Here is a 21,192-nt window from a genome sequence, read left to right as displayed (position 1 = left end):
GAGGCGTCTCACGCCTCCATCTCCGCAAGCTTCGCCGCCTGGTCCTCGGCGGTGAGCGCGTCGATGATCTCGGTCAGGTCGCCCTGCATCACCTGGTCGAGCCGGTAGAGCGTGAGGTTGATGCGGTGATCGGTCAGCCGGCCTTGCGGGAAATTGTAGGTGCGGATCCGCTCGGAGCGGTCGCCGGAGCCGACCTGCGCCTTGCGCTCGGCGGCGCGGGCATCGTCCGCGCGGCCGCGTTCGAGATCGTAGAGCCGGGCGCGCAGCACCGCCATCGCGTTGGCGCGGTTCTGGTGCTGGGACTTTTCCGACGAGGTGACGACGATGCCGGTCGGCAGGTGGGTGATCCGGACCGCGGAATCGGTGGTGTTGACATGCTGGCCGCCGGCGCCGGAGGAGCGCATAGTGTCGATGCGGATGTCGGAGGCCGGGATCTCGATATCGACCTCCTCGGCCTCGGGCAGGACCGCGACGGTGGCGGCCGAGGTGTGGATGCGTCCGCCCGATTCCGTTTCCGGCACGCGCTGGACCCGGTGGACGCCGGATTCGTACTTGAGCCGGGCGAAGACCCCCTCGCCCTCGATCCTCGCCATCGCCTCCCTGACGCCGCCAAGCTCGGTCTCGCTGAGTTCGAGAAGCTCGAAGCGCCAGCCCTGCGCCTCGGCGTGTTTCTGGTACATCCGGAGGAGATCGCCGGCGAAGAGCGCGGCCTCCTCGCCCCCCGTCCCGGGCCGGATCTCGAGGATCGCGGGGCGGGCATCGGCGGCATCCTTCGGCAGGAGCGCGATGCGGAGCCTTCCCTCCATCTCGGGGATCCGGGCCTTGAGCCGGTGGATCTCGTCCTCGGCGAGGGCGCGCATCTCGGGGTCGGCGAGCATCGCCTCGGCCTCGTCGAGATCGTCGAGCGCCTGGCGGTAGGCGGCGATCTCGGCCGCGACCGGTTTCAGCTCTGAATACTCGCGGCTGAGCTGGGCGATCTCGGCGGGCGCGGCGCCGGCCGAGAGCTTGGCTTCGAGGAAATCGAAGCGGCGGGTGATCTGGGCGAGCTTGTCCAAGGGTACCATCGTCGCGGTTTCGCTCTTGTCCGGGCGGCGGTCAAGGGGGGAGAGGCCGGGGGTTTCACACCCCCGGACCCCCGTGGGGTATTTCGGCAATGAAGAAGGCGGGGCGGCGGGCCGCGTCGGTACGCTGTGTGTACGCCTGCTGCACGGGGTGGGTACGCGGGGCCGACGGGGCGTCGGGCTGCAGGGGCCGGCGGGTCCCGGAAATTCATCACGACCCTAAGGGGTCGTTAACGCCGCGGTCCAGTCCCGGAGCCGGGCGGCGTTGACGCCGAAATCGCGGCGGCCGAAGCGCTGGCGGGCGTGGAGCGTGAGATCGACATCGGCGCCGTTCCGGACCGCCTGCGCCGTCGTGTAGTCCGGAAAGCCGAAAACGGCAGACCGTGTGATCCAGGTGATGCGGCCCTCCTCCGGGCTGCCGGCGAGGCGTACCGTGCGCGCGGCGGCGCGCGCGATGGCGTCGAGCCGTGCCAGGGTCTCGGCGGGGCCCTGGCCCGGCAGGGACAGGGTGGCGCGCGCGCCGTCCGGTTCGCCGGGTACGGCCGGATCGACGTGCCAGCGCGCCGGATCGGAGGGGGCGAGGCGGATCCACGCCAGCCCCGCTCCGACGAGAAGCGCCAAGAGGAGGAGCGCCGGCCTCACCCCTTGCGCTTCTGCCAGCAGTAGAGGCAGATCAGTTCGTGCGCGACATGGGCGCCGGCGATCGCGGTGGCGCCCGTGGTGTCGTAGGCGGGCGATACCTCGACGACATCGCCGCCGACGAGATTGATGCCGGCGAGGTCACGCAGGATCGCCGCGACCTGCCACGAGGCGAGCCCGCCCCAGACCGGGGTGCCGGTGCCGGGCGCGAAGGCCGGGTCGAGGCAGTCGATGTCGAAGGTGAGATAGGTCGGTCGGTCGCCGATCAACCCCTTGATTTTCCGAGCGACCGCGGCGGCACCGGTCTCGTGCACCTCGCGCGCGTCGATCACGTTCACGCCCATGAAGTCGTCGTTATGGGTGCGAATGCCGACCTGGACGCTGGTCTTCGGATCGACGATGCCGGACTTGATCGCCTTGTAGAACATCGTGCCGTGGTCGATCCGCTCGAAATCCTCGTCGACCCAGGTGTCGGAATGGGCGTCGAAATGGAGCAGCGAAATCGGTCCGAACTTTTCGGCATAGGCCTTCAGGATCGGGAAGGTGATGTAGTGGTCGCCGCCGAGCGTCACGCTGCCCGCGCCGGCCGCGAGGATGCCGCGGATGTGCTCGGTGAGCGTGTCGGGGAAGGCCGAGACCTTGGCATAATCGAAGGCGAGGTCGCCGTAATCGACGATGTCGAACTCGTCCAGGGGCGAGTAGCCCCAGCCATAGGGTGGATCGCAGGGCTGGAGGGCGGACGCCTCGCGCACCGCGCGCGGCCCGAACCTCGTGCCGGTGCGGTTGGTCACCGCCTGATCGAACGGCACCCCGGTGATCGCGAGGTCGACGCCGGTCAGGTCCTTGCTGTAGCGCCGCCGAAGGAAGCTCGTCGCGCCGCCGAACACGTTTTCATACGCGAGCCCGCGCCGCGTCTCGCTGGTGAAGGCCAGATCGACCTGGGTCTTTGCATCTGCCAATGCCATGGAACCATCTCCGTGAAGTTTCGGACATCGTTCGGGGCCGGAGATGTCGCCGATCCGGGTGCCCCATATCGAGCCGAGACCAGCCGATTTGTCAAGATAATTTGATCAAATCACGGACATGTCGAAACCCGAAGGTGCGGCGCCGCTGTCTTGGTGTAAGGTATTTCATATAATTTTCATATCGTTACGGCGCGATATGAAAGCCGGAAGATCTACCCGAGCGGCTGGGCGCGCTCCACGAGCCGGGCGAAGAAACTCGCGCCATAGGGGGCGGCCTCGTCGTTGAACTCGTAGGCCGGGTGGTGCAGCCCCGCCCCCTTGCCCTGGCCGAGGAAGAGGTAGCAGCCGGGGCGCTTTTCGAGGAGGTAGGAGAAATCCTCCGCCCCCATCTCGCGTCCGCCCTCGGCCTCGACCGCCGCGGCGCCCGACACGTCGCGGGCGGTCTCGACCGCGAAGGCGGTCTGGTCGGAGGCGTTCACGGTCGCGGGGTAGCCGAGTTCGTAGTCGATCTCGGCCTGCACGCCATAGGCGGCGGCATGGCCGGCGACGATCTCCTCGAACCGCTGCTGGATCCGGGCCCGCACCTCGGGCCGGAAGCTGCGGATCGTCGCGCCGAAGAAGGCGGTCTCGGGGATGATGTTCGAGGCGGTGCCGGCATGGATCTCGGTCACCGAGACCACGACCTCGTCCAGGGGATCGATGTTGCGGCTGGCGATGGTCTGCAGCGCGCCGACCATGCCGACCAGCGCAGGGACCGGATCGACGCACTCGTGCGGATAGGCGCCGTGGCCGCCCCTTCCGGTCAGGGTGACGCGGGCGGTATCGACCGAGGCCATGATCGGGCCCGGCGTGGTCACGAAATGGCCGAGCGGAACGGTCGGCGTGTTGTGGAGCGCGTAGACCTCGCCGATGCCGAAGCGTTCGAGGATGCCCTCCTTCACCATGACCTCGCCGCCGCCGCCATCCTCCTCGGCGGGCTGGAAGATCAGCGCGACGCGGCCGCGGAAGCGGCGGGTCTCGGCGAGGTACCTGGCCGCGCCGAGGAGCATCGCGGTATGGCCGTCATGGCCGCAGGCATGCATGACGCCGGGCACTTCTGAGGCGTGTTCGACGCCGGTCGCCTCGGTGATCGGCAGGGCGTCCATGTCGGCGCGGAGGCCGATCACCGGCCCCTCGCCCTGACCGTCGATCAGGGCGACGATCCCGGTCTCGGCGATCCCCTCGTGGATCTCGTCGACGCCGAACTCGCGCAGCTTCGCGGCGACGAAGGCCGCGGTCTTGTGACAGGCGAAGCGCAGCTCCGGGTGGCGGTGCAGATGGCGGCGCCATTCCGCCATCTCGGGGGCGTAGGCGGCGATGCGGTTGAGGACGGCCATGTGGACTCTCGGGCGCTATTGCGAATACTGCGCCTCAGATGACCGCAAAATCCCGGAGCACGCAATGACCCTCGACCGCCACGCCTCGGACCGTCTGATACACGACCCCGAGGGCGGGCTGCCGCGGCTTCTGGAGATCATGGCGCGGCTCAGGGATCCCGCGACCGGCTGTCCCTGGGACATCGAGCAGGATTTCGCGACCATCGCGCCCTACACGATCGAGGAGGCCTACGAGGTCGCCGACGCGATCGAGCGCGAGGCCTGGGGCGAGTTGCGGGGCGAGTTGGGCGACCTGCTGCTCCAGACGGTCTATCACGCGCAGATGGCCTCCGAGGCCGGGCATTTCGGGTTCGCCGAGGTGGTCCGCGCGATCTCCGACAAGATGGTCGCGCGCCACCCCCATGTCTTCGGCGACGAGAGCCGCGACAAGAGCGCCGAGGACCAGACCCGCGACTGGGAACGGATGAAGGCGGCTGAACGCGCGGGGGCCAAGGCGCGCGGCACGCTCGACGGTATCGCGATGGGGCTGCCGGCGCTGACGCGGGCGGTGAAGCTTCAAAACCGCGCCGCGCGCGTCGGCTTCGACTGGCCCTCGACCGCAGAGGTCGTCGACAAGATCACCGAGGAGGCGCGCGAACTGCAGGAGGCCCGCGCCACGATGACGGAGACCGAGATCTTCGAGGAGTTCGGCGATCTTCTCTTCGTCATCGCCAACCTCGCGCGGCATCTCAGGATCGACCCGGAGGCGGCGCTCCGGGCCGCCAACGCCAAGTTCACCCGGCGCTTCGCCTCGATCGAATCCGCGCTCGCCCACCGAGGCAAGCGGCCCGAGGAGTCCGACCTCGCCGAGATGGACGCACTCTGGGACGAGGCGAAGCGACTGGAGAAGGCGGCGAAATAGCCGGCCGTCCGAAGGCTCTCGCGGCCGCCCCCGGCCTCGGCGATCGCTTGCGGTACGATGGGCAGAGCCGGTATCGTTGATCCAGGCACGGGGCGGTGCCGGCGCTTCCGGCCCCCGAGCCAGAGCACGCGAGCATGGGGGGCGCAGATGCCAACCGCCAAGACCACGATCTGCCTCTGGTACGACAGCGACGCGGAGGATGCCGCCCGCTTCTACGCGGCGACATTCCCCGAAAGCTCGGTCGACGCCATCTTTCGCGCGCCCTCCGACTATCCCTCGGGCAAGGCGGGCGACGTCCTGACCGTCGCGTTCACGGTCCTCGGCCTCCCCTGCCTCGGCCTCAATGGCGGCCCTGTCTTCCGCCACTCCGAAGCCTTCTCCTTCCAGGTCGCCACCGACGACCAGGCGGAAACCGACCACTATTGGAACGCGATCATCGGCAATGGCGGGCAGGAAAGCGCCTGCGGCTGGTGCAAGGACCGGTGGGGGATCTCGTGGCAGATCACGCCGCGCGTGCTGACCGAGGCGCTTGCGGCGGGCGGCGACACCGCGAAGCGTGCCTTCGACGCGATGATGACGATGACCAGGATCGACGTCGCCGCGATCGAAGCCGCCGCTCGCGGCTGAAAGCGCCGGGAATGACGCCTGCGACCAAATAGACGACCAGTTTAATCAGGTATTGACGCATCCCGGCAGGTCGGGAATAAGGGCGTCAGAATATCTGACCAAAGGAGTCGACTATGTCCCTGCGGACACCGCTTTTCGCCCTTTCGCTCGCCGCTCTCGCTGCACCCGCGCTCGCCGAAGAGGTCAATGTCTACTCGTCGCGCCAGCCGGAGCTGGTGCAACCGCTCTTCGACGCCTTCACCGCCGAGACCGGCATCGCCGTCAATGTCGCCCATATCGACAAGGGCCTGGTCGAGCGGCTGTCGAGCGAGGGCGACCGCAGCCCGGCCGACCTCGTGATGACTGTCGACATCGCCAAGCTCTCGCAGGTGGTCGAGGCGGGCGTGACCCAACCGGTCGCCTCCGAAGTGCTCGCCGCCAACATCCCGGCCGAGTTCCGCGACCCCGACAACCAGTGGTTCGGGCTCACCACCCGCGCCCGCATCGTCTATGCCTCGAAGGAGCGCGTGGCCGATGGCGAGGTGACGACCTACGAGGATCTCGCCGACCCGAAATGGAAGGGCCGGATCTGTACCCGCCCCGGAACGCATGACTACAACCTCGCACTCATGGCGGCGATGATCGAGCATCACGGGCCCGAGGCGGCGAAGGAATGGGCCACGGGGCTGCGCGCCAACCTCACGCACAAGCCCGAGGGCAACGACCGCGCGCAGGTCAAGTCGATCTGGGCCGGCGAGTGCGACATCTCGCTCGGCAATACCTACTACATGGGCGCGATGCTGAACGATCCCGAGCAGGTCGAATGGGCCAACTCGGTGCGCATCGTCTACCCCACCTTCGAGGGCGCAGGCACCCACATGAACGTCTCCGGCGTGGCGATGACCAAGTCGGCGCCGAACCACGACGCGGCGCTGAAGCTGATGGAGTTCCTGTCCTCCGACGAGGCGCAGAAGATCTATGCCGAGCTCAACCACGAATTCCCGGTCAAGCCGGGCGTGGCGCGGTCGGAAGTGGTCGCAAGCTGGGGCGAGTTCACCCCGGACAGCCTCAACCTCATGGATGTCGCGAAGTCACGGCCCGAGGCGCTGAAGCTGATGGAAGAAGTGAACTTCGACGGCTAAAAGGCTGACAAAAAACAAGACGCGCCGGCGCAAACCCGGCGCGTCTTGCTTTTCACGTCCATTGTACCGGCGGGACCGGGCTCCTTCCCGGACCTTGGTGCGGCACTCTGAAGTCTCGCGCGCTGCCTCCACGACCCGTTGAGCGCGAAAAGCGCACGTCGACCGTCCGAGGTTCGTATATCCAGCGCCGCCCCCTCCAACATCATCGCCCGGGTATCCGCCCGCCGCGGATGCGGGTCTGCCCCGTCGATCGCAGCGGCAGACGCTCGGCCGGGAACGGACCGCATGCTGGACAGAGGGAAAGCGAGATCCACTTCGGGAACATTTTGGGTGCCAGTGGTCATCCCGCCCCGGTTTGGATTAGACACGTCGCCAGGGGCTTCAGGTCGGACGATGATGCGCAAGGCAGTTGTTCTTGGTGGATATGGGCTGATCGGGTCCTCGTGCATGCGGGCATTGGCCGATGCCGGCTTCGATGTCACAGGGATCGGGCGATCAAGGGAAGCTGCCATGGCGGCGGCTCCTTCCGCCAAGCGGGTAATCCGGGACATTCCGACGGTCGAGACCGATGAATGGCGCGCCCTGTTCTCTGGGGTCGATGTGGTCGTTAACGCATCGGGCGCCCTGCAGGATGGCGCTCGGGACGATCTGGAGGCCATTCACGTGACGTCCGTCGCCAGACTCGTCGCTGCCGCCGCGGGAATGCCACTCCTGATCATCCAGATTTCGGCTGCGGGGGTGTCGGCCAACGCGTCGACCGAGTTCTTCCGCGGCAAGGCCCGCGGCGACGAGATCGTTTCAGGTCAGGCCGCGAACTGGGTCATCCTGCGTCCTGCACTTGTGTTTTCTGAAGATGCATATGGCGGAACCGCTTTGCTTCGCGCCACCGCCGCCCTGCCCTTGATCCTGCCCAAGGCACTACCGGACGGAAGACTCCAGACGGTCTATGTCGGAGACGTCGCCGCGGCCGTCGTCGCCGCGGCGAGGGGCGAGGTGCCTTCGGGAACGATCGCCGACCTTACGGAACACGAGACGCGCAGCTTTCCGGATCTCGTCGCGGCCGTGCGGAGGTGGCAGGGGCACCCGGCCCCGATCTTCAGCCCCATTCTTCCCGGCTTCCTCCTTTCGGCCGCCTCCAGGCTTGCCGATCTGCTCGGGCATCTCGGCTGGCGATCACCGCTGAGAACGACCGCGCTGATAGCACTCCGGGAGGGCATACATGGCGACCCATCCACATGGGAAGCCGCGGGAGGCCGTCCTTGCCGATCGCTGGACGATACGCTGGCCCTGCTTCCCGCGACACCGCAGGAACGGCTTTTCGCGCGGGCCTATCTTGCTCTGCCCCTTGCCATCGGGACCTTGGCGCTCTTCTGGTGCGTCTCCGGCCTGATCACGCTGTTCGACCTTCCCCGTGCCATGTCGGTCCTGACCGAGCGATCCGTACAGCCCTGAGCAATCGGACCGACGGTTGTCGGCGGTGCCGTGGCCGACATCCTCCTTGGTCTGGGGATCCTTTGGCGGCCATGGGCGAAACGCGCCGCACTGGGGATGGTCATCCTTTCCTGTGCCTACATTATCGGGAGCTTCGTCGCGGCGCCCGACCTCTGGGCCGACCCCCTTGGGCCCATGGTCAAGGTCTTGCCGGGGCTGACGCTCGCCGCGATTGTCTGGCTGCTGATGGACGAACGATGACCTATAACTTCTTGCTGTTCCTTCATGTGATCGGGGCGACGGTCCTTCTCGGGACGGGAGCTGGCATTGCCTTCTTCATGGTGGTTTCCAACCGAAGTCGCGATGCGGCTCTGATAGCGCATGTTTCCGGAATCGTCGTGCTGGCGGATGCCTTGTTTACCGCCTCTGCCGCCATGCTCCAGCCTGTCACCGGGTATCTTCTCGCACGGCAAGCCGGCTCGCCGATCCTTGAAGGTTGGCTGGCACTGTCTCTCGCGCTCTATGTCTTCGTCGGCGCGTTCTGGCTGCCGGTCGTCTGGATGCAGATCCGGATGCGGAAGCTGGCGATCTCGGCCCGCGACAGCGGGACACCGCTCCCGGCGAGATATCACAGGCTCTATCGCTGGTGGTTCGCCTTCGGGTTTCCCGCCTTCGGAGCGGTCCTCGCAATCGTCTGGCTGATGCTGACCAAGCCTTCGTTCTGACGAGAGGCACCAGGCTTTTCGGACGGGTTCGCCGATTGAAAGGGCGTCCTGGCCCGGCCTCCCACGCCCCTTTGTCGGTCCGGCAGGAAGCGATGATCGCGGGTCCCGCCCCTATGGCCGCCGCCGCTTCATCTCGCGAATCCCGGAATGACTCACCCGGACCGACCCCGTGTCTTCCCGGGACTTCTGGCTTCCCGGCCCGCGCGTATCGCAGGAACGGACCCGTTTTGCCGTCAGTCGAGCCGGACCGCAGGCCCGCTCGTCACCTCCTGCGCGGAGAAGCCGGCGCGGTCGAGCGCGAAATCGGCCGCGACGGCGATCGCGGCGGCCGACAGGAACGCGAGCAGCATCACCTTCATCGCCCCGTCTCCCCTCTCATTCGGCCGGTGCGCCCGGCGGGTGGTCCGGCGCGGCGCCGGTCACCTCCTCGTACCACAGCGAATGGTGCTCCTTGGCCCATTGCACGTCGACCTCGCCCGATCCGACCGCGTCGAAGGCGCCTTCCATGCCGATCGAGCCGAGGTAGATATGGGCGATGATGATGGCAATGAAGGCGAAGGCGACGATGGCGTGCCAAGCCTGCGCCAACTGCATCTCCTGATGCGGCCCGAGCACCTCGGGCAATGTCCCGAGGCCGACAAGCTGCGGCAGGCCGGTCGCGTTCAGAGCCACGAAGGTCTTGGCGAACATCGGCAATTCGAACGGGAACAAGAGCGAGAGCCCCGAGAGCGAGATCGACAGGCCGAGCACCACAACCGACCAGAAGACGATCTTCTGCCCCGCGTTGAACTTGCGCGCCGGCGGGTGCACCCCCTTGCTGAAGAGGCCGCCCCCCTTGGCGAGCCACACGAGATCGTGCCGGTTCGGGAGGTTGTGGCCGATCCAGACCACGATGACGAGCGCGAGCCCGACCATGAAGGCCCATGACAAGTTGTTGTGGGCCCATTTCCCGGCCGATGCGAGGGGCGCATAGGCTTCCTTGCCAAATAGCGGGATCAGCGCGATCCGGCCAAAGAGGATCATCAGCCCGGTGATCGCCAGCACGATGAACGAGCCCGCCATCAGCCAGTGGCCGAAGCGTTCGACCGCGCCGAAGCGGCGCACGGTCTGCCCTGAGCGCCCGCCCTCGATGCGGATCCGGCCCCGGAGAAGGAAGAAGAGCAGGATCACCGCGATCATGGCGATGAGCCCGTAGCCGCCGTAGATCAGCAGCGGCCCCTCGCGGAACTTCAGCCAGCGCATGCCGCCATCCTGGATCACCACGCCCGCGGCGGGCGCCGAGGTCGAGACGGTCACCGCTGCCTCGCCGTAGCGCAGGGCGCGCCAGAGCTCGGGGTCGGAGACGCCGCCGAGCGTGCCGAGCTGCTCCGCAAGGCCGGCGGCCGACGCGGGATCGCCGATTTCCCCGCGCCGGAAGCTGTCGTCGATCTTTTCGCCCCGCTGCCGCGCGAGGATGTCCTCGAGTGTCTGCGCCCCGCCGGTGGCGGCGCGGGGATCCTCCGCGCCGCCCTCCACGGTCTGGGCCAGCGGCGCGGTGGCCGCAAGGCCCAGCGCCAGGATCGCCGCCCAGAGGGCGCGGGTGCCGCGAACGCTCATGCTCTCCCCCGATCGCCGCTGCCGGTCAGTTGCCAGCTTTCTGCTCATAGGCCGTGCCCCAGCCCCAGGCGCCCGAGCCGAAGCCGCGCGCCACGACCCGCTCGCGGTAGATCGCCGACACGACATCGCCGTCCCCGGCGAGAAGCGCCTTGGTCGAGCACATCTCGGCGCAGATCGGCAGCTTGCCTTCCGCGATGCGGTTGCGGCCGTACTTTGCGAACTCGGCGGTGGAATTGTCCGCCTCCGGGCCGCCGGCGCAGAAGGTGCATTTGTCCATCTTGCCGCGCGAACCGAAATTGCCGGCCTGCGGATATTGCGGCGCCCCGAATGGGCAGGCGTAGAAGCAATAGCCGCAGCCGATGCAGAGGTCCTTGGAATGCAGGACGATGCCGTCCTCGGTCTGGTAGAAGCAGTCGACCGGGCAGACCGCCATGCAGGGCGCGTCCGAGCAATGCATGCAGGCCACCGAGATCGACCTTTCGCCGGGCTTGCCGTCGTTGATGGTCACGACCCGGCGGCGGTTGATGCCCCAGGGCACCTCATGCTCGTTCTTGCAGGCGGTGACGCAGGCGTTGCACTCGATGCAGCGTTCGGCGTCACAGAGGAATTTCACGCGTGCCATATCCGTTCCTCCTTATGCTGCGCTGATCTTGCAAAGCGTGCACTTGGTCTCCTGCATCAGGGTGACCGAGTCGTAGCCGTAGGTCTGCGCGGTGTTCGAGCTTTCGCCGAGGACGTATGGATCGGCGCCCGGTGGATACTTGTCGCGCAGGTCGTTGCCCTGGAAATGGCCGCCGAAATGGAAGGGCATGAAGGCGACGCCCGCGCCCACCCTCTCGGTCACCATCGCCATGACCTTGACGGCCGATCCCTCGGCGCCCTCGACCCAGACCTGTTGCCGGTCGCGGATGCCGAGATTGTTGGCGTCGCGCGGATTGATCTCCACGAACATGTCTTGCTGCAACTCGGCGAGCCACGGGTTCGACCGGCTCTCGTCGCCGCCGCCCTCGTATTCGACGAGCCGCCCGGAAGTCAGGATCATCGGATAGTCGGCCGTGAAGTCCTTCTCCTGGATCGAGGCATACATCGTCGGCAGCCGGTAGAGCTTGCGGTCGTCATAGGTCGGGTAATCGGCCACGAGGTCGCGCCGGCTGGTGTAGAGCGGCTCGCGGTGCAGGGGCACCGGGTCGGGGAAGGTCCAGACCACGGCGCGGGCCTTGGCATTGCCGAAGGGCGCGCATTCGTGCTTGATCGCGACCCGCTGGATGCCGCCCGAAAGATCGAGCTTCCAGTTGGCCGTGGGCCCGCCCACCGCCTCGATCGCGGCGCGCTCCTCGTCGGTGAGGTCGCCGTCCCAGCCGAGGTCCATCAGCATCTGCATGGTGAACTCGGGGTAGCCGTCCTGGATCTCGGAGCCCACCGAATAGACGCCCTCGGCCAGTAGGTTCTCGCCGTCGCGCTCAACCCCGAAGCGGGCGCGGAAGGTGAGGCCCCCCTGGCTGACCGGCATCGACATGTCGTAGAGGTTCGCGGTGCCGGGGTGACCCATCTCCGGCGTGCCCCAGCAGGGCCAGGGCAGGCCGTAGAACTCGCCGTCCGCCGGGCCGCCCACCGCGCGCAGCGTCGTCTTGTCGAAGGTGTGCTGGTTGGCCATGTGCATCTTCAGCCGCTCGGGGCTCTGGCCGGTGTAGCCGATCGTCCACATGCCGCGGTTGAACTCGCGGGTGATGTCCTCGATCACCGGCTCGCCGTCCTTGATCTCGATGTTGCGGAACAGCCGGTCGGTGAAACCGAACTTGTCGGCGAACATGCGGATGATGGTGTGGTCCGGGAGCGATTCAAAGACCGGCTCCACCACCTTCTCGCGCCATTGCAGCGAGCGGTTGGAAGCCGTCACCGATCCGCTCGTCTCGAACTGGGTCGAGGCGGGCAGGAGCCAGACGCCGTCGGTCCGGTCATGCAGCACCGCCGAGACGGTCGGATAGGGGTCGATCACGACGAGCATGTCGAGCTTTTCCATCGCCGTCTTCATCTCGGCCCCGCGGGTCTGCGAGTTCGGCGCATGACCCCAGAGCACCATGGCCCGGACGTTGTCGTTCTGGTCCATGTTGGCCTTGTCTTCCAGGACCCCGTCGATCCAGCGCGAGACCGGGATGCCGCTCGTGTTCATCAGGCTGATGTCGTTGCCGTCGCCGTCCTTGGCGACATTGCCGTCGGCGTCCTTGAGCATGTCGAACCGGCCCTTGAGCCAGTCGAGATCCTCGCCCCAGACACGGCTCCAGTGCGCCCAGGCGCCGCCCGAAAGACCGTAGTAGCCCGGCAGGTCGTGGCTGAGCACGCCGAGGTCGGTGGCGCCCTGCACGTTGTCATGGCCGCGGAAGATGTTGGTGCCGCCGCCGGCAGTGCCCATGTTGCCGAGCGCGAGCTGCAGCACGCAATAGGCGCGGGTGTTGTTGTTGCCGTTGGTGTGCTGGGTGCCGCCCATGCACCAGATCACGGTGCCGGGCCGGTTGTTGGCGAGCGTCATCGCCACCCGGCGGAGCTGCGAGCCCGGTACGCCGGTCACGCGCTCGGTCTCCTCGGGCGTCCACTTCTTCACCTCGTCGCGGATCTGGTCCATGCCCCAGACACGGGTGCGGATGAACTCCTTGTCCTCCCAGCCGTTCTCGAAGATGTGCCAGAGGAGGCCCCAGATCAGGCCGACGTCCGAGCCGGGCCGCAGCCGCACATATTCGTCGGCATGGGCGGCGGTGCGGGTGAAGCGCGGGTCGCAGACGATCAGGGCCGCGTTGTTCTCCTCCTTCGCCTTCAGGAGATGCATGAGCGAGACCGGGTGCGCCTCGGCCGGGTTGCCACCGATGAGGAAGATCGCCTTCGAGTTATGGATGTCGTTGTAGCTGTTGGTCATGGCGCCGTAGCCCCATGTGTTGGCGACCCCGGCGACCGTCGTCGAATGGCAGATACGCGCCTGGTGGTCGACGTTGTTCGACCCCCAGTAGGCCGCGAACTTGCGGAAAAGATAGGCGCCCTCATTGGAATGCTTGGCCGAGCCCAGCCAGTAGACGCTGTCAGGCCCGCTTTCCTCGCGGATCTTGAGCATGCCGTCGCCGATCTCGTTGATCGCGTCCTCCCAGCTCATCCGCTTCCACTCGCCGCCTTCCTTCTTCATCGGATACTTGAGGCGGCGCTCGCCATGCGCGTGCTCGCGGACCGAGGCCCCCTTGGCGCAATGGGCGCCGAGGTTGAAGGGGCTGTCCCAGCCGGGTTCCTGGCCGATCCAGACGCCGTTCTCGACCTCGGCGATGACTGTGCAGCCGACCGAGCAATGGGTACAGACCGTCTTGACCGTCTTTACCGCCGTCGCGGCGACCTCCTGCGCCCCGGCGCGGCGCACCGTGCCGCCGGTGGCGCCGATCGCCGCAAGCCCGCCGATGGCGAGCCCCGATCCGCGCAGGAACGCGCGGCGGTCGACCGTGGTTTCTCCGGCGGCGGAAAGGATCGTCATATGCTGCGTTCCGGTCGCAGCCCTGCTCGTCTTTTTCCTGAGCATCCTCATCTCCCTTGCTGGTCCAGCCGCGAGGGCCGGTGGCTGGGTCAGTCCCCTTGCCCCTGGGCCGGTATTCCGCCGGCAGGGGGCGCAAATCCCGGCGTCAGAACCGGGCGCTGGCGTAGTAGGCGCGGGTGTGAATGGTGTCCTGCAGCCCCTTGGTCTTCGGCTGCTCTTCGGCTGCCGCCTCGTCGGGGCCGAGCGCGGCCGCAGCCGCTGCCGCCGGTGCGGCGGTCGATGCCAGTTTCAGGAAATCGCGGCGAGTTGGCCGGTCCGCATCCCTGGTCTTGCTCATCGGTCTATCCTCCCTTGCAATCCTGCGGCGGGCCCTGCCCGCCCCCGTTTACGTCCCCATGAGGCGGAATGCCTCCCTTTCGATGGTCATGAACTCGCGCCCGATCGTGCCGACCGGGGCGTAAAAGACCGATCCCTTCGCGGTTTCGAGATCGGTGAAGAAGTGCCCCGCCCAGGGCGCGAGATGGCGATTGAAGAACTCGCGCTGACGGGCAAGCGGCCGGGACGTGCCGAAGCGGCCGTCGATTTGCCCCGCCATCATCTCCATCATGCTCGCGATATTGTCCTCGGGCTCGTAGACGCTCTCGGAGCGCGCCAGCCCGAGCGCCGGCATGTCGCGGCGCAGGAGCATGAGCGGCTTTTCGTTCAGGAACCCGGTCAGGTAGTAGCTCGCATAGGGCAGCAATTCACCGCGCCCGAGGCCGATGAAAAGCCGGGTGAACTCCCGTTCTGCCGAGACGGGCGTCGCGGCGGCGGCGAGCGTCGCCAGCGCCGCGATCGCCCGGCCGAGCGGGCTCGCGTCGCCGGTCAGTGCGGCGGTCTTGTCCAGAAGCGCGCGGTCGGGCGGCGCGGCGAGCAGCGCCGAGAGGAAGCCGTAGAGATCGGCGCGGAGCCGGTCCTCCTCGGTGATAGCGGCGTGCGTCGTGGCGGTGCCGGTCATGTCCGCCCCTCCATGCTGGCGTCATCGAAGGTGAAGCGCATGTGGCGGCGCGGCGGCGCCGGGTCTTGATGCACGGCCATTGGCGCCGGCTCGATCGGATCGGCCGAAGCGCACATGTCTTCCGGCGCGGGTTCCGGCAGTTCGTCCTCTACGACCGCCTCGACCTCAGTCTCCTCCGGCTCGGCCAGCGCCGCAAGATGGCGCAGCATGCCGCGCCCGACCTGGTAGGCGGTGCGCAGGTCCGGCTTGACCGTCGCGGCATCGGTATAATCCTCGCCGTGATCGACGAGCCCGTCGAGATTGGCGAGCACCGGATTGCTCCGCCACAGCCGCCTGAGCGCGCGGCGGCGCAGATGCTCGGGCACGGCATCCTTCAGGAAGGCCGAGAAATCGTCGCCGCGCACCAGCGTGTCAGGGTCGGCGAGGCCCAGCGCATCGAGGATTTCCGCGTCGCTCTTGCCCGCCTGCGCCTCCTCGCGCGCGGTTCGCTCCGCAGTGGCTTCCGTGGCACGGACCGCTGCGGCCTCCGCCTCGGCTTCGGCGGCGACCGCGGCGCGGCGGCGGCTCCAGAAATCGCTGTCGGGGCGCGCGGAACTCATCCCGTGCCCTCCCGTGAAGAATGGCCCGGCGCCCGATAGACGTCGGCCGCCTGACGGATCCGCGGATCGCCCCGTCCCTCCTCGACCGTGCCGACCCGCGCGCGGTCGCGGCGGCGCTTCACGAAGGGCGTCTCGACGTGGTGGGCCGCAACGAAATCGCCGATCCAGCCGATCAGCCCCGCGGGCATCGGCACGCATTCGATGAGCCCGTCGCCACTGTCCATGTAGTCCTGGCCCTCGTAGGCCGAGGCGGTGACGAGGACCGGCGTCCAGGGCATGGGGGAGGCAGGATCCTCTGCGCTGCGCAGAACGACTAAGAGGCCGGGCTCGCGCGACGAGAGCGTCGCCCTGTAGCCTTCGGTATCGCTGGACCAGAGATCGAGCGGCAGGGTCGCGGCATGGTACTCGACCGTCTCGCCCTCGCGGCGGATCTCGTGCCAACGCGCAGGCCCCGCCCCCGGCAGGAGCGCCGTCACCTTCCACGACCAGGCGGCCCAGCGGGTAACGCCCGGCGATTTCCGGACGACGATGCCGATTGGCATGGATGTACGCTCAAGCGCCATCGCGCTGTACGATCCTCCCCCCTTTTCTGCCCGCATTCTCACGGTCGGTGCTGAGACAAAGCCTGCACCACACAGACGGTTTCGCAAAGAAGAATCACACCGAATCGCGAAAACGTGCGAAGTCAAGGATTTGAAGCGGTGGAATCTTCGCATGACGTAACGGAACCTTTTTAAAGCAAACCCCGATTTTTGGGAAAACTGTCCTTCATTTCCGCGAAATCCCCAAACGAATCGACTTCGAATCGCGAACACCGCCTTTACGAGGCCGGTCCTTTCATGCTCGCATTCACGCCAGGCGGCCGGCACCGCCGCACACCAGGGAACCACATGTCCAAGCGCCTCTTGCTCTGCGATTGCCTCGGAAGCCAGAAGATCGACGCCGAGGCGCTGGCCAAGGCGACCGGCCTTGCCGTGTCGCGCGTCCATTCCGCGCTTTGCACGGGCGAGATCGCCGCCGCCGCCAAGGCGCTCGGCGAGGAGGAGGTGGTGGTCGCCTGCGCCCAGGAGGCCGCGCGCTTTGCCGAGCTTGCCGCGGAGATCGACCGCCCTGCCCCAGCCTGCATCGACATCCGCGACCGCGCCGGCTGGTCGGACGGCAGCGACACCGCGCCGAAGATGGCCGCCCTTCTCGCCGAGGCGCTGCTGCCCGTGCCGCCGACGAAGACGGTCGATGTCGTCTCGGAGGGGACGTGCCTCGTCATCGGCCGCGCCGAAGTCGCCCTGCCGGCGGCAGAGCGGCTGGCCGAGGCGCTCGCCGTCACGGTCCTTCTCGATGCGGGCGGAGAGCTGCCGGTGACGCGCGGCTTCGAGGTGGTCACCGGCCGGATCGTGAGCGTGACCGGGACACTCGGCCGCTTCACGCTTAGGCTCGACACGCTCCGACAGTTGGAGCCCGGCGGGCGCGGCGCCTTCGCGCTGGGTCCGGCGCGCGACGGGGCCGAGACGCGCTGCGACGTGATCCTCGATCTTTCGGGCGGAGCACCGCTCTTTCCCGCGCCCGAGAAGCGCGACGGCTACCTGCGTGCGGACCCCGGCGATCCGAACCGGGTGGCGGCGGCGGTGTTCGAAGCCGCCCAACATGTCGGCACGTTCGAAAAGCCGCTCCATGTCGCGCTTGTCACTGAGCTTTGCGCCCATTCCCGCGCCGGTCAGACCGGCTGCACCCGCTGTCTCGACGCCTGCCCGACCGGCGCCATAACGCCGGACGGCGACCATGTCGCGGTGGATCCGATGGTCTGCGCCGGTTGCGGCGCCTGTTCCGCGCTCTGCCCCTCGGCCGCGATCGCCTATGACGCGCCTCCGGTGGCGCATCTCTTGCGCCGCATCGCGGTTCTGGCAGACACCTATCGCGCTGCAGGTGGCCGCGCGGCCCGGCTACTGGTCCACGACGCCCCGCATGGCCGCGAGATGATCGCGCTTGCCGCCCGCTTCGGCCGCGGTCTGCCGGCAGAGGTGATTCCGCTCGAGGTCGCGGCGCTGGCGGGCTTCGGCCATGCCGAGATGCTGGCCGCACTCGCGGTCGGGTTCGATGGCGTCGACGTGCTGACGGCGCCGCGCACCGACCGCGACACGCTTGCACGCGAAGCGTCGCTCGCGGCGGCGATGGGCGCGGCCGATCGCGTCAGGCTCCTCGATCTTGCCGACCCCGAGGCGCTGTCCGACGCGCTCTATGGCACGGCGCCGGAGCCTCTGGACATCGCGCCGGTCTTGCCGCTCGGCAGCCGCCGGCAAGTGGCGCGGCTGGCCGCAAAGGCGTTGGTGGGAGACACGCTTCCGCTGCCGCTCCCAGAGGGCGCGCCGTATGGCGCGGTCCGCGTCCATACGGATGCCTGCACGCTCTGCCTCTCCTGCGCCTCGCTCTGCCCCTCGGGGGCGCTTCTCGCCAATCCGGACAAGCCGCAGCTTCGCTTCCAGGAGGATGCCTGCCTGCAGTGCGGGCTCTGCGCGAGCGTCTGCCCCGAGGATGCGGTCACCCTTGATCCGCGCTTCGATCCCTCCGACGCCGCCCTCGGCCAGAGTATCCTCAAGGAGGAGGAGCCCTTCGCCTGCATCGAATGCGGCAAGCCGTTCGGCGTGCGCTCCACGGTCGAGCGGATCATCGACAAGCTCGCCGGCAAGCACCCGATGTTCGCCGACAGCGCCGCCGGGCGGCTGATCCAGATGTGCGACGACTGCCGCGTCCGCGCCCAGTATCACGGCGAGGCCAATCCGCTGGCCGCCGGCGAGCGCCCGGCGGTGCGGACGACCGACGATTACCTGTCCAAGCGCCGGGATCACTGAGGACGATGTCAGCGGCTCTGGATATCCGCCCCGAGATCGGCCGCCGGGATGTCGGCGACATAGGCGCTGAGCGCCTCGGCCTCGGCTGCGGTGATCTCGACCGGCACGATTGGCGGCGGGCGCGCGGGGTCGAAGGGCGGGCTGATGCCCTCCACCCGAAGGAAGGCGGGGTGCGGATTGAGCGCGTAGAAGGCCGCGAAGCGGTCGGCCCAGTCCGAAAGCGTCTTCAGCGCCGCGAAGGAGGGCGTCGAGCCGAGCGTCATCGCGGTCAGGCCCGGCGCGACGCGGTGGCAGCGGGCGCAATGCTCATGGGCCACCTCGCGGCCGAGTGCCGCGTCGCCCTCGACGGGCGCGGCCGCTTCCGGCAGCACCTCGGGCGGTGCGGAGAATGGCGGCCCGTCCGTCGGCGCGAAGGACGCAAGCGTGTTGCGCCCGATCTCGGAGCCGAGCCAGTCGGCGAATCGCTGTGCCGCATCGTTGTCTCCGGCAAGGTCGAGCGCGTAGAGCGCCTCGCCCCGCGCCATCACCGGCGCCGCGCCGGGGCCGGCCGGGCCGAGCTTCGCATCGGCCGTACCGTCGACCAGCCGCGCGCGGCGGCCGGTTTTCAACGCGAAGCGCGGCAGGATATAGTCGAGCAAACCGCTCGCCACGATCTCCGGCGGGGCCGAGAGCGTGAACTCGCGCGCCTCCTCCGTCCGCGCCGGCAGCGCGGTGAGGGCGAGGAACAGGATGGCAAGCCGGATCCGCATGTTGCGGCCCTCCCGGCACCAAGGCTAGGGGCGCGCCGGCGGCCCGGTCAACCGTTGCGGAAAGGACGAGACCATGGATGACGATTTCAACATGTCGATGCGCAAGTTCCTCAAGCAGGTCGGCGTGACCTCGCAGCAGGCGATCGAGAAGGCCGTGCGCGAGGCCGGGCCGGCGGCGGCGGGCAAGACCCTCTCGGCCAAGGTTGTGCTGACGGTCGAGGGGCTCGACGTCGAGCATGTGGTGACCGGCAAGATCACCGGGCCCTCTGCATGAGCGTCACGCGGGACGCCGTTCTCGACGTCCTGAAAGGCGTCGCCGACCCGGTCGGCGGCACCGACATCGTTTCGGCCGGCATGGTGCGGGCGCTGACGGTCGAGGGCGGCACGGTGCGCTTCGTCCTCGAGATCGACCCGGCACGGGCGCAGCGGATGGAGCCCGCGCGCGTCGAGGCCGAGGCGCGGCTCCGCGCGCTGCCCGGCGTCGAGACCGTCTCGGTGGTGATGACCGCGCACAGCGCCGCACCTCAGCCGCCCGATCTCAAGGGCGGCGCGCGGCCGAAGCCGCAGGGGCCGGAAAAGGTGCCGGGCGTCGAACGCATCGTCGCCATCGCGTCGGGCAAGGGCGGTGTCGGGAAATCGACCGTGGCCGCCAACCTCGCCGTGGCGCTCGCCGCCGAGGGGCGCCGGGTGGGCCTCCTCGACGCCGATGTCTACGGGCCTTCGCAGCCCCGGATGCTCGGCGTTTCCGGCCGTCCCGCCTCGCCCGACGGCAAGACAATCCTGCCGCTGAGGAATCACGGCGTCACGCTGATGTCGCTCGGCCTGCTCACGCAGGAGGACGAGGCCGTGGTCTGGCGCGGGCCGATGCTGATGGGCGCGCTGCAGCAGATGCTTTTTCAGGTCCAGTGGGGCGCTCTCGACATTCTCCTCGTCGACCTGCCGCCCGGCACCGGCGACGTGCAGATGACGCTCGCGCAGAAGGCCGAGGTCGCGGGCGCGATCATCGTCTCGACGCCGCAGGACATCGCGCTTCTCGATGCGCGCAAGGGCATCGACATGTTCCGCAAGATGGGCACGCCGATCCTCGGCATGATCGAGAACATGGCCGTTCATGTCTGTTCGAACTGCGGCCACGAGGAGCATATCTTCGGCCACGGCGGTGTGCGCGCCGAAGCCGCGCGGCTCGGTGTGCCGCTCCTGGCCGAGATCCCGCTCCATCTCGACATCCGCACCGCCTCGGACGGCGGCGCGCCGGTCGTGGCGTCGAAAGCCGCCTCGCCGCAGGCCCGCGCCTTCCGCGAGCTGGCGCGGCGGCTCGTCGCCGAGGGGCTGGCATGAGCACGGCGCCGGTCTTCCCGCCCCTGATGACGGGGCGCGCGGCCGGCGATGCGGATCCCTTCCTGCTGGCCTGCGACGAGGCCCGTGCCGATAGCGATCCCGGCCTTCTCGTCTGGCGCGTCACCCCCGAAACCCTGAGCGCGGCGCTGGTACTCGCGCCGGAATCCACGCTCGAACCGTCGATGGCGGGCTTCATCGCCTGCGCGGTCGGATTGCAGAACGCGCTCGGCGCTCTGGCGCCTCCGGAAACAGCGGTGCTTCTCGACTGGTCGGGCGGGATCATCCTCAACGGCGCCGAGGCGGGACGGCTGCGGGTCGCAGCTCCAAGTCGCGATCCGGCAGAGGAGCCCGACTGGCTCGTCGTCGGCTTCGACCTCGCCCTGACACTGCCACCCGGCGCCGAACCCGGCGAAACCCCCGGACGCACCGCGCTCGATCAGGAGGGCTGCGGCGGGCTCGATCCGCTGCGGCTCCTCGAAGCCTGGTCGCGCCACACGCTGCTGTGGCTCAACGCGCTCGACGATGCCGAGGGTCGCGCCGACCTGCACCGCGAATGGCGAGGTCTGGCCTGGAAGCTCGGCGAAACCGTCGCGGTGACGGCGGCGGGCCTGCAGGAGGCGGGCCGGTTCCTCGGCGCCGACGAGAACTTCGGGCTTCTGATCGAGACCGGCGGCACCACCCGGCTGATCCGGCTGTCGGCCCTGATCGATGAGGTCTGA

23 protein-coding genes are annotated in these 21,192 nt (G+C 68.3%); 10 read left to right on the top strand and 13 right to left on the bottom strand.

Going from position 1 to position 21,192, the window contains the following annotated elements; all coding sequences use genetic code 11:
* Positions 1-8: 8 nt before the first annotated feature.
* The 4 genes from prfA to R5H32_RS04840 all read right to left on the bottom strand — a co-directional run bounded on the left by prfA (position 9) and on the right by R5H32_RS04840 (position 4,041).
* Positions 9-1,064 (bottom strand): peptide chain release factor 1, encoded by a 1,056-nt coding sequence (gene prfA / locus R5H32_RS04855; RefSeq protein WP_318337553.1) that lies wholly within the window; start codon positions 1,062-1,064, stop codon positions 9-11.
* A 216-nt stretch (positions 1,065-1,280) separates the two neighbouring features.
* Entirely contained in the window at positions 1,281-1,703 is a 423-nt protein-coding gene (locus R5H32_RS04850; protein ID WP_318337552.1) for a DUF1499 domain-containing protein, read from the bottom strand.
* On the bottom strand, positions 1,700-2,665 hold the full coding sequence (gene speB, locus R5H32_RS04845; protein WP_318337551.1) for an agmatinase: 966 nt from the start codon (positions 2,663-2,665) through the stop codon (positions 1,700-1,702). Before speB ends, R5H32_RS04850 begins: the two co-directional genes overlap by 4 nt.
* A gap of 212 nt (positions 2,666-2,877) precedes the next feature.
* A complete protein-coding gene (locus R5H32_RS04840; RefSeq protein ID WP_318337550.1) occupies positions 2,878-4,041 on the bottom strand; it encodes a M20 aminoacylase family protein in 1,164 nt (387 codons plus the stop codon).
* Positions 4,042-4,105: 64 nt separating this feature from the next.
* Here R5H32_RS04840 and mazG point away from each other — a divergent pair, with 64 nt between their 5' ends.
* The 6 genes from mazG to R5H32_RS04810 all read left to right on the top strand — a co-directional run bounded on the left by mazG (position 4,106) and on the right by R5H32_RS04810 (position 8,846).
* Complete coding sequence (gene mazG / locus R5H32_RS04835) at positions 4,106-4,942, top strand: nucleoside triphosphate pyrophosphohydrolase (protein ID WP_318337549.1); 837 nt, start codon at positions 4,106-4,108, stop codon at positions 4,940-4,942.
* Positions 4,943-5,089: 147 nt separating this feature from the next.
* Positions 5,090-5,569: a VOC family protein gene (locus R5H32_RS04830; protein ID WP_318337548.1), complete on the top strand. Its 480-nt coding sequence runs from the start codon at positions 5,090-5,092 to the stop codon at positions 5,567-5,569.
* 113 nt (positions 5,570-5,682) lie between these two features.
* A complete protein-coding gene (locus R5H32_RS04825) occupies positions 5,683-6,690 on the top strand; it encodes a Fe(3+) ABC transporter substrate-binding protein (RefSeq protein ID WP_318337547.1) in 1,008 nt (335 codons plus the stop codon).
* Positions 6,691-7,083: 393 nt separating this feature from the next.
* Positions 7,084-8,142, top strand: coding sequence for an NAD(P)H-binding protein (locus R5H32_RS04820; protein WP_318337546.1), 1,059 nt, complete (start codon positions 7,084-7,086; stop codon positions 8,140-8,142).
* A 3-nt stretch (positions 8,143-8,145) separates the two neighbouring features.
* Positions 8,146-8,382: a DoxX-like family protein gene (locus tag R5H32_RS04815; protein ID WP_318337860.1), complete on the top strand. Its 237-nt coding sequence runs from the start codon at positions 8,146-8,148 to the stop codon at positions 8,380-8,382.
* Positions 8,379-8,846 carry a DUF2269 domain-containing protein gene (locus tag R5H32_RS04810; protein WP_318337545.1) on the top strand — a complete coding sequence of 156 codons (468 nt, stop codon included), beginning with the start codon at positions 8,379-8,381 and terminating at the stop codon, positions 8,844-8,846. Before R5H32_RS04815 ends, R5H32_RS04810 begins: the two co-directional genes overlap by 4 nt.
* Before the next feature lie 233 nt (positions 8,847-9,079).
* On the opposite strand, the gene R5H32_RS04805 is transcribed toward R5H32_RS04810, so the two are convergent.
* The 8 genes from R5H32_RS04805 to R5H32_RS04770 all read right to left on the bottom strand — a co-directional run bounded on the left by R5H32_RS04805 (position 9,080) and on the right by R5H32_RS04770 (position 16,106).
* Positions 9,080-9,205, bottom strand: a complete 126-nt coding sequence (locus R5H32_RS04805; protein ID WP_318337544.1) for a hypothetical protein — start codon at positions 9,203-9,205, stop codon at positions 9,080-9,082.
* A gap of 16 nt (positions 9,206-9,221) precedes the next feature.
* Complete coding sequence (locus R5H32_RS04800) at positions 9,222-10,442, bottom strand: formate dehydrogenase subunit gamma (protein ID WP_318337543.1); 1,221 nt, start codon at positions 10,440-10,442, stop codon at positions 9,222-9,224.
* Positions 10,443-10,467: 25 nt separating this feature from the next.
* The gene (gene fdh3B, locus R5H32_RS04795; RefSeq protein WP_263332073.1) at positions 10,468-11,064 is read right to left on the bottom strand and encodes a formate dehydrogenase FDH3 subunit beta; all 597 of its coding nucleotides are present in this window, start codon (positions 11,062-11,064) and stop codon (positions 10,468-10,470) included.
* A 12-nt stretch (positions 11,065-11,076) separates the two neighbouring features.
* Entirely contained in the window at positions 11,077-13,992 is a 2,916-nt protein-coding gene (locus R5H32_RS04790) for a formate dehydrogenase subunit alpha (RefSeq protein WP_318337542.1), read from the bottom strand.
* Positions 13,993-14,092: 100 nt separating this feature from the next.
* Positions 14,093-14,284, bottom strand: a complete 192-nt coding sequence (locus tag R5H32_RS04785) for a ubiquinol-cytochrome c reductase iron-sulfur subunit N-terminal domain-containing protein (protein WP_318337541.1) — start codon at positions 14,282-14,284, stop codon at positions 14,093-14,095.
* Between the two features lie 48 nt (positions 14,285-14,332).
* The gene (locus R5H32_RS04780) at positions 14,333-14,944 is read right to left on the bottom strand and encodes a molecular chaperone TorD family protein (RefSeq protein WP_318337540.1); all 612 of its coding nucleotides are present in this window, start codon (positions 14,942-14,944) and stop codon (positions 14,333-14,335) included.
* Complete coding sequence (locus R5H32_RS04775; RefSeq protein WP_318337539.1) at positions 14,941-15,543, bottom strand: DUF3306 domain-containing protein; 603 nt, start codon at positions 15,541-15,543, stop codon at positions 14,941-14,943. The genes R5H32_RS04780 and R5H32_RS04775 overlap by 4 nt, the downstream gene beginning before the upstream one ends.
* Complete coding sequence (locus R5H32_RS04770; protein ID WP_318337538.1) at positions 15,540-16,106, bottom strand: DUF3305 domain-containing protein; 567 nt, start codon at positions 16,104-16,106, stop codon at positions 15,540-15,542. The genes R5H32_RS04775 and R5H32_RS04770 overlap by 4 nt, the downstream gene beginning before the upstream one ends.
* A 327-nt stretch (positions 16,107-16,433) precedes the next feature.
* On the opposite strand from R5H32_RS04770, the gene R5H32_RS04765 reads away from it, so the two are divergent.
* Positions 16,434-18,386, top strand: coding sequence for a 4Fe-4S binding protein (locus R5H32_RS04765; RefSeq protein WP_318337537.1), 1,953 nt, complete (start codon positions 16,434-16,436; stop codon positions 18,384-18,386).
* 8 nt (positions 18,387-18,394) lie between these two features.
* On the opposite strand, the gene R5H32_RS04760 is transcribed toward R5H32_RS04765, so the two are convergent.
* Positions 18,395-19,135 (bottom strand): c-type cytochrome, encoded by a 741-nt coding sequence (locus R5H32_RS04760; RefSeq protein ID WP_318337536.1) that lies wholly within the window; start codon positions 19,133-19,135, stop codon positions 18,395-18,397.
* Between the two features lie 73 nt (positions 19,136-19,208).
* Between R5H32_RS04760 and R5H32_RS04755 the strand changes: the two genes are divergently transcribed.
* From R5H32_RS04755 to R5H32_RS04745, 3 genes are read left to right on the top strand one after another with little or no spacing between them, the layout of a single operon-like run.
* The gene (locus tag R5H32_RS04755) at positions 19,209-19,409 is read left to right on the top strand and encodes a DUF6494 family protein (RefSeq protein WP_318337535.1); all 201 of its coding nucleotides are present in this window, start codon (positions 19,209-19,211) and stop codon (positions 19,407-19,409) included.
* Entirely contained in the window at positions 19,406-20,473 is a 1,068-nt protein-coding gene (locus R5H32_RS04750) for an Mrp/NBP35 family ATP-binding protein (RefSeq protein ID WP_318337534.1), read from the top strand. Before R5H32_RS04755 ends, R5H32_RS04750 begins: the two co-directional genes overlap by 4 nt.
* Positions 20,470-21,192 carry a biotin/lipoate--protein ligase family protein gene (locus R5H32_RS04745; RefSeq protein WP_318337533.1) on the top strand — a complete coding sequence of 241 codons (723 nt, stop codon included), beginning with the start codon at positions 20,470-20,472 and terminating at the stop codon, positions 21,190-21,192. The genes R5H32_RS04750 and R5H32_RS04745 overlap by 4 nt, the downstream gene beginning before the upstream one ends.

The sequence above is a fragment of the Defluviimonas sp. D31 genome, from assembly GCF_033436765.1.
Lineage (GTDB): Bacteria > Pseudomonadota > Alphaproteobacteria > Rhodobacterales > Rhodobacteraceae > Albidovulum.
The sequence above is the reverse complement of the archived record's forward strand: the minus strand, read 5'-3'. Positions and strand labels throughout refer to the sequence as shown.

Coding starts and splice junctions, on each gene's coding strand:
- R5H32_RS04770 (WP_318337538.1), bottom strand. CDS start 16,106: ATGGCGCTTGAGCGTACATCCATGCCAATCGGCATCGTCGTCCGGAAA.
- R5H32_RS04790 (WP_318337542.1), bottom strand. CDS start 13,992: ATGCTCAGGAAAAAGACGAGCAGGGCTGCGACCGGAACGCAGCATATG.
- R5H32_RS04745 (WP_318337533.1), top strand. CDS start 20,470: ATGAGCACGGCGCCGGTCTTCCCGCCCCTGATGACGGGGCGCGCGGCC.
- R5H32_RS04780 (WP_318337540.1), bottom strand. CDS start 14,944: ATGACCGGCACCGCCACGACGCACGCCGCTATCACCGAGGAGGACCGG.
- R5H32_RS04820 (WP_318337546.1), top strand. CDS start 7,084: ATGATGCGCAAGGCAGTTGTTCTTGGTGGATATGGGCTGATCGGGTCC.
- R5H32_RS04785 (WP_318337541.1), bottom strand. CDS start 14,284: ATGAGCAAGACCAGGGATGCGGACCGGCCAACTCGCCGCGATTTCCTG.
- R5H32_RS04825 (WP_318337547.1), top strand. CDS start 5,683: ATGTCCCTGCGGACACCGCTTTTCGCCCTTTCGCTCGCCGCTCTCGCT.
- fdh3B (WP_263332073.1), bottom strand. CDS start 11,064: ATGGCACGCGTGAAATTCCTCTGTGACGCCGAACGCTGCATCGAGTGC.
- R5H32_RS04810 (WP_318337545.1), top strand. CDS start 8,379: ATGACCTATAACTTCTTGCTGTTCCTTCATGTGATCGGGGCGACGGTC.
- R5H32_RS04805 (WP_318337544.1), bottom strand. CDS start 9,205: ATGAAGGTGATGCTGCTCGCGTTCCTGTCGGCCGCCGCGATCGCCGTC.
- R5H32_RS04830 (WP_318337548.1), top strand. CDS start 5,090: ATGCCAACCGCCAAGACCACGATCTGCCTCTGGTACGACAGCGACGCG.
- prfA (WP_318337553.1), bottom strand. CDS start 1,064: ATGGTACCCTTGGACAAGCTCGCCCAGATCACCCGCCGCTTCGATTTC.
- R5H32_RS04775 (WP_318337539.1), bottom strand. CDS start 15,543: ATGAGTTCCGCGCGCCCCGACAGCGATTTCTGGAGCCGCCGCCGCGCC.
- R5H32_RS04755 (WP_318337535.1), top strand. CDS start 19,209: ATGGATGACGATTTCAACATGTCGATGCGCAAGTTCCTCAAGCAGGTC.
- R5H32_RS04750 (WP_318337534.1), top strand. CDS start 19,406: ATGAGCGTCACGCGGGACGCCGTTCTCGACGTCCTGAAAGGCGTCGCC.
- mazG (WP_318337549.1), top strand. CDS start 4,106: ATGACCCTCGACCGCCACGCCTCGGACCGTCTGATACACGACCCCGAG.
- speB (WP_318337551.1), bottom strand. CDS start 2,665: ATGGCATTGGCAGATGCAAAGACCCAGGTCGATCTGGCCTTCACCAGC.
- R5H32_RS04760 (WP_318337536.1), bottom strand. CDS start 19,135: ATGCGGATCCGGCTTGCCATCCTGTTCCTCGCCCTCACCGCGCTGCCG.
- R5H32_RS04765 (WP_318337537.1), top strand. CDS start 16,434: ATGTCCAAGCGCCTCTTGCTCTGCGATTGCCTCGGAAGCCAGAAGATC.
- R5H32_RS04840 (WP_318337550.1), bottom strand. CDS start 4,041: ATGGCCGTCCTCAACCGCATCGCCGCCTACGCCCCCGAGATGGCGGAA.
- R5H32_RS04800 (WP_318337543.1), bottom strand. CDS start 10,442: ATGAGCGTTCGCGGCACCCGCGCCCTCTGGGCGGCGATCCTGGCGCTG.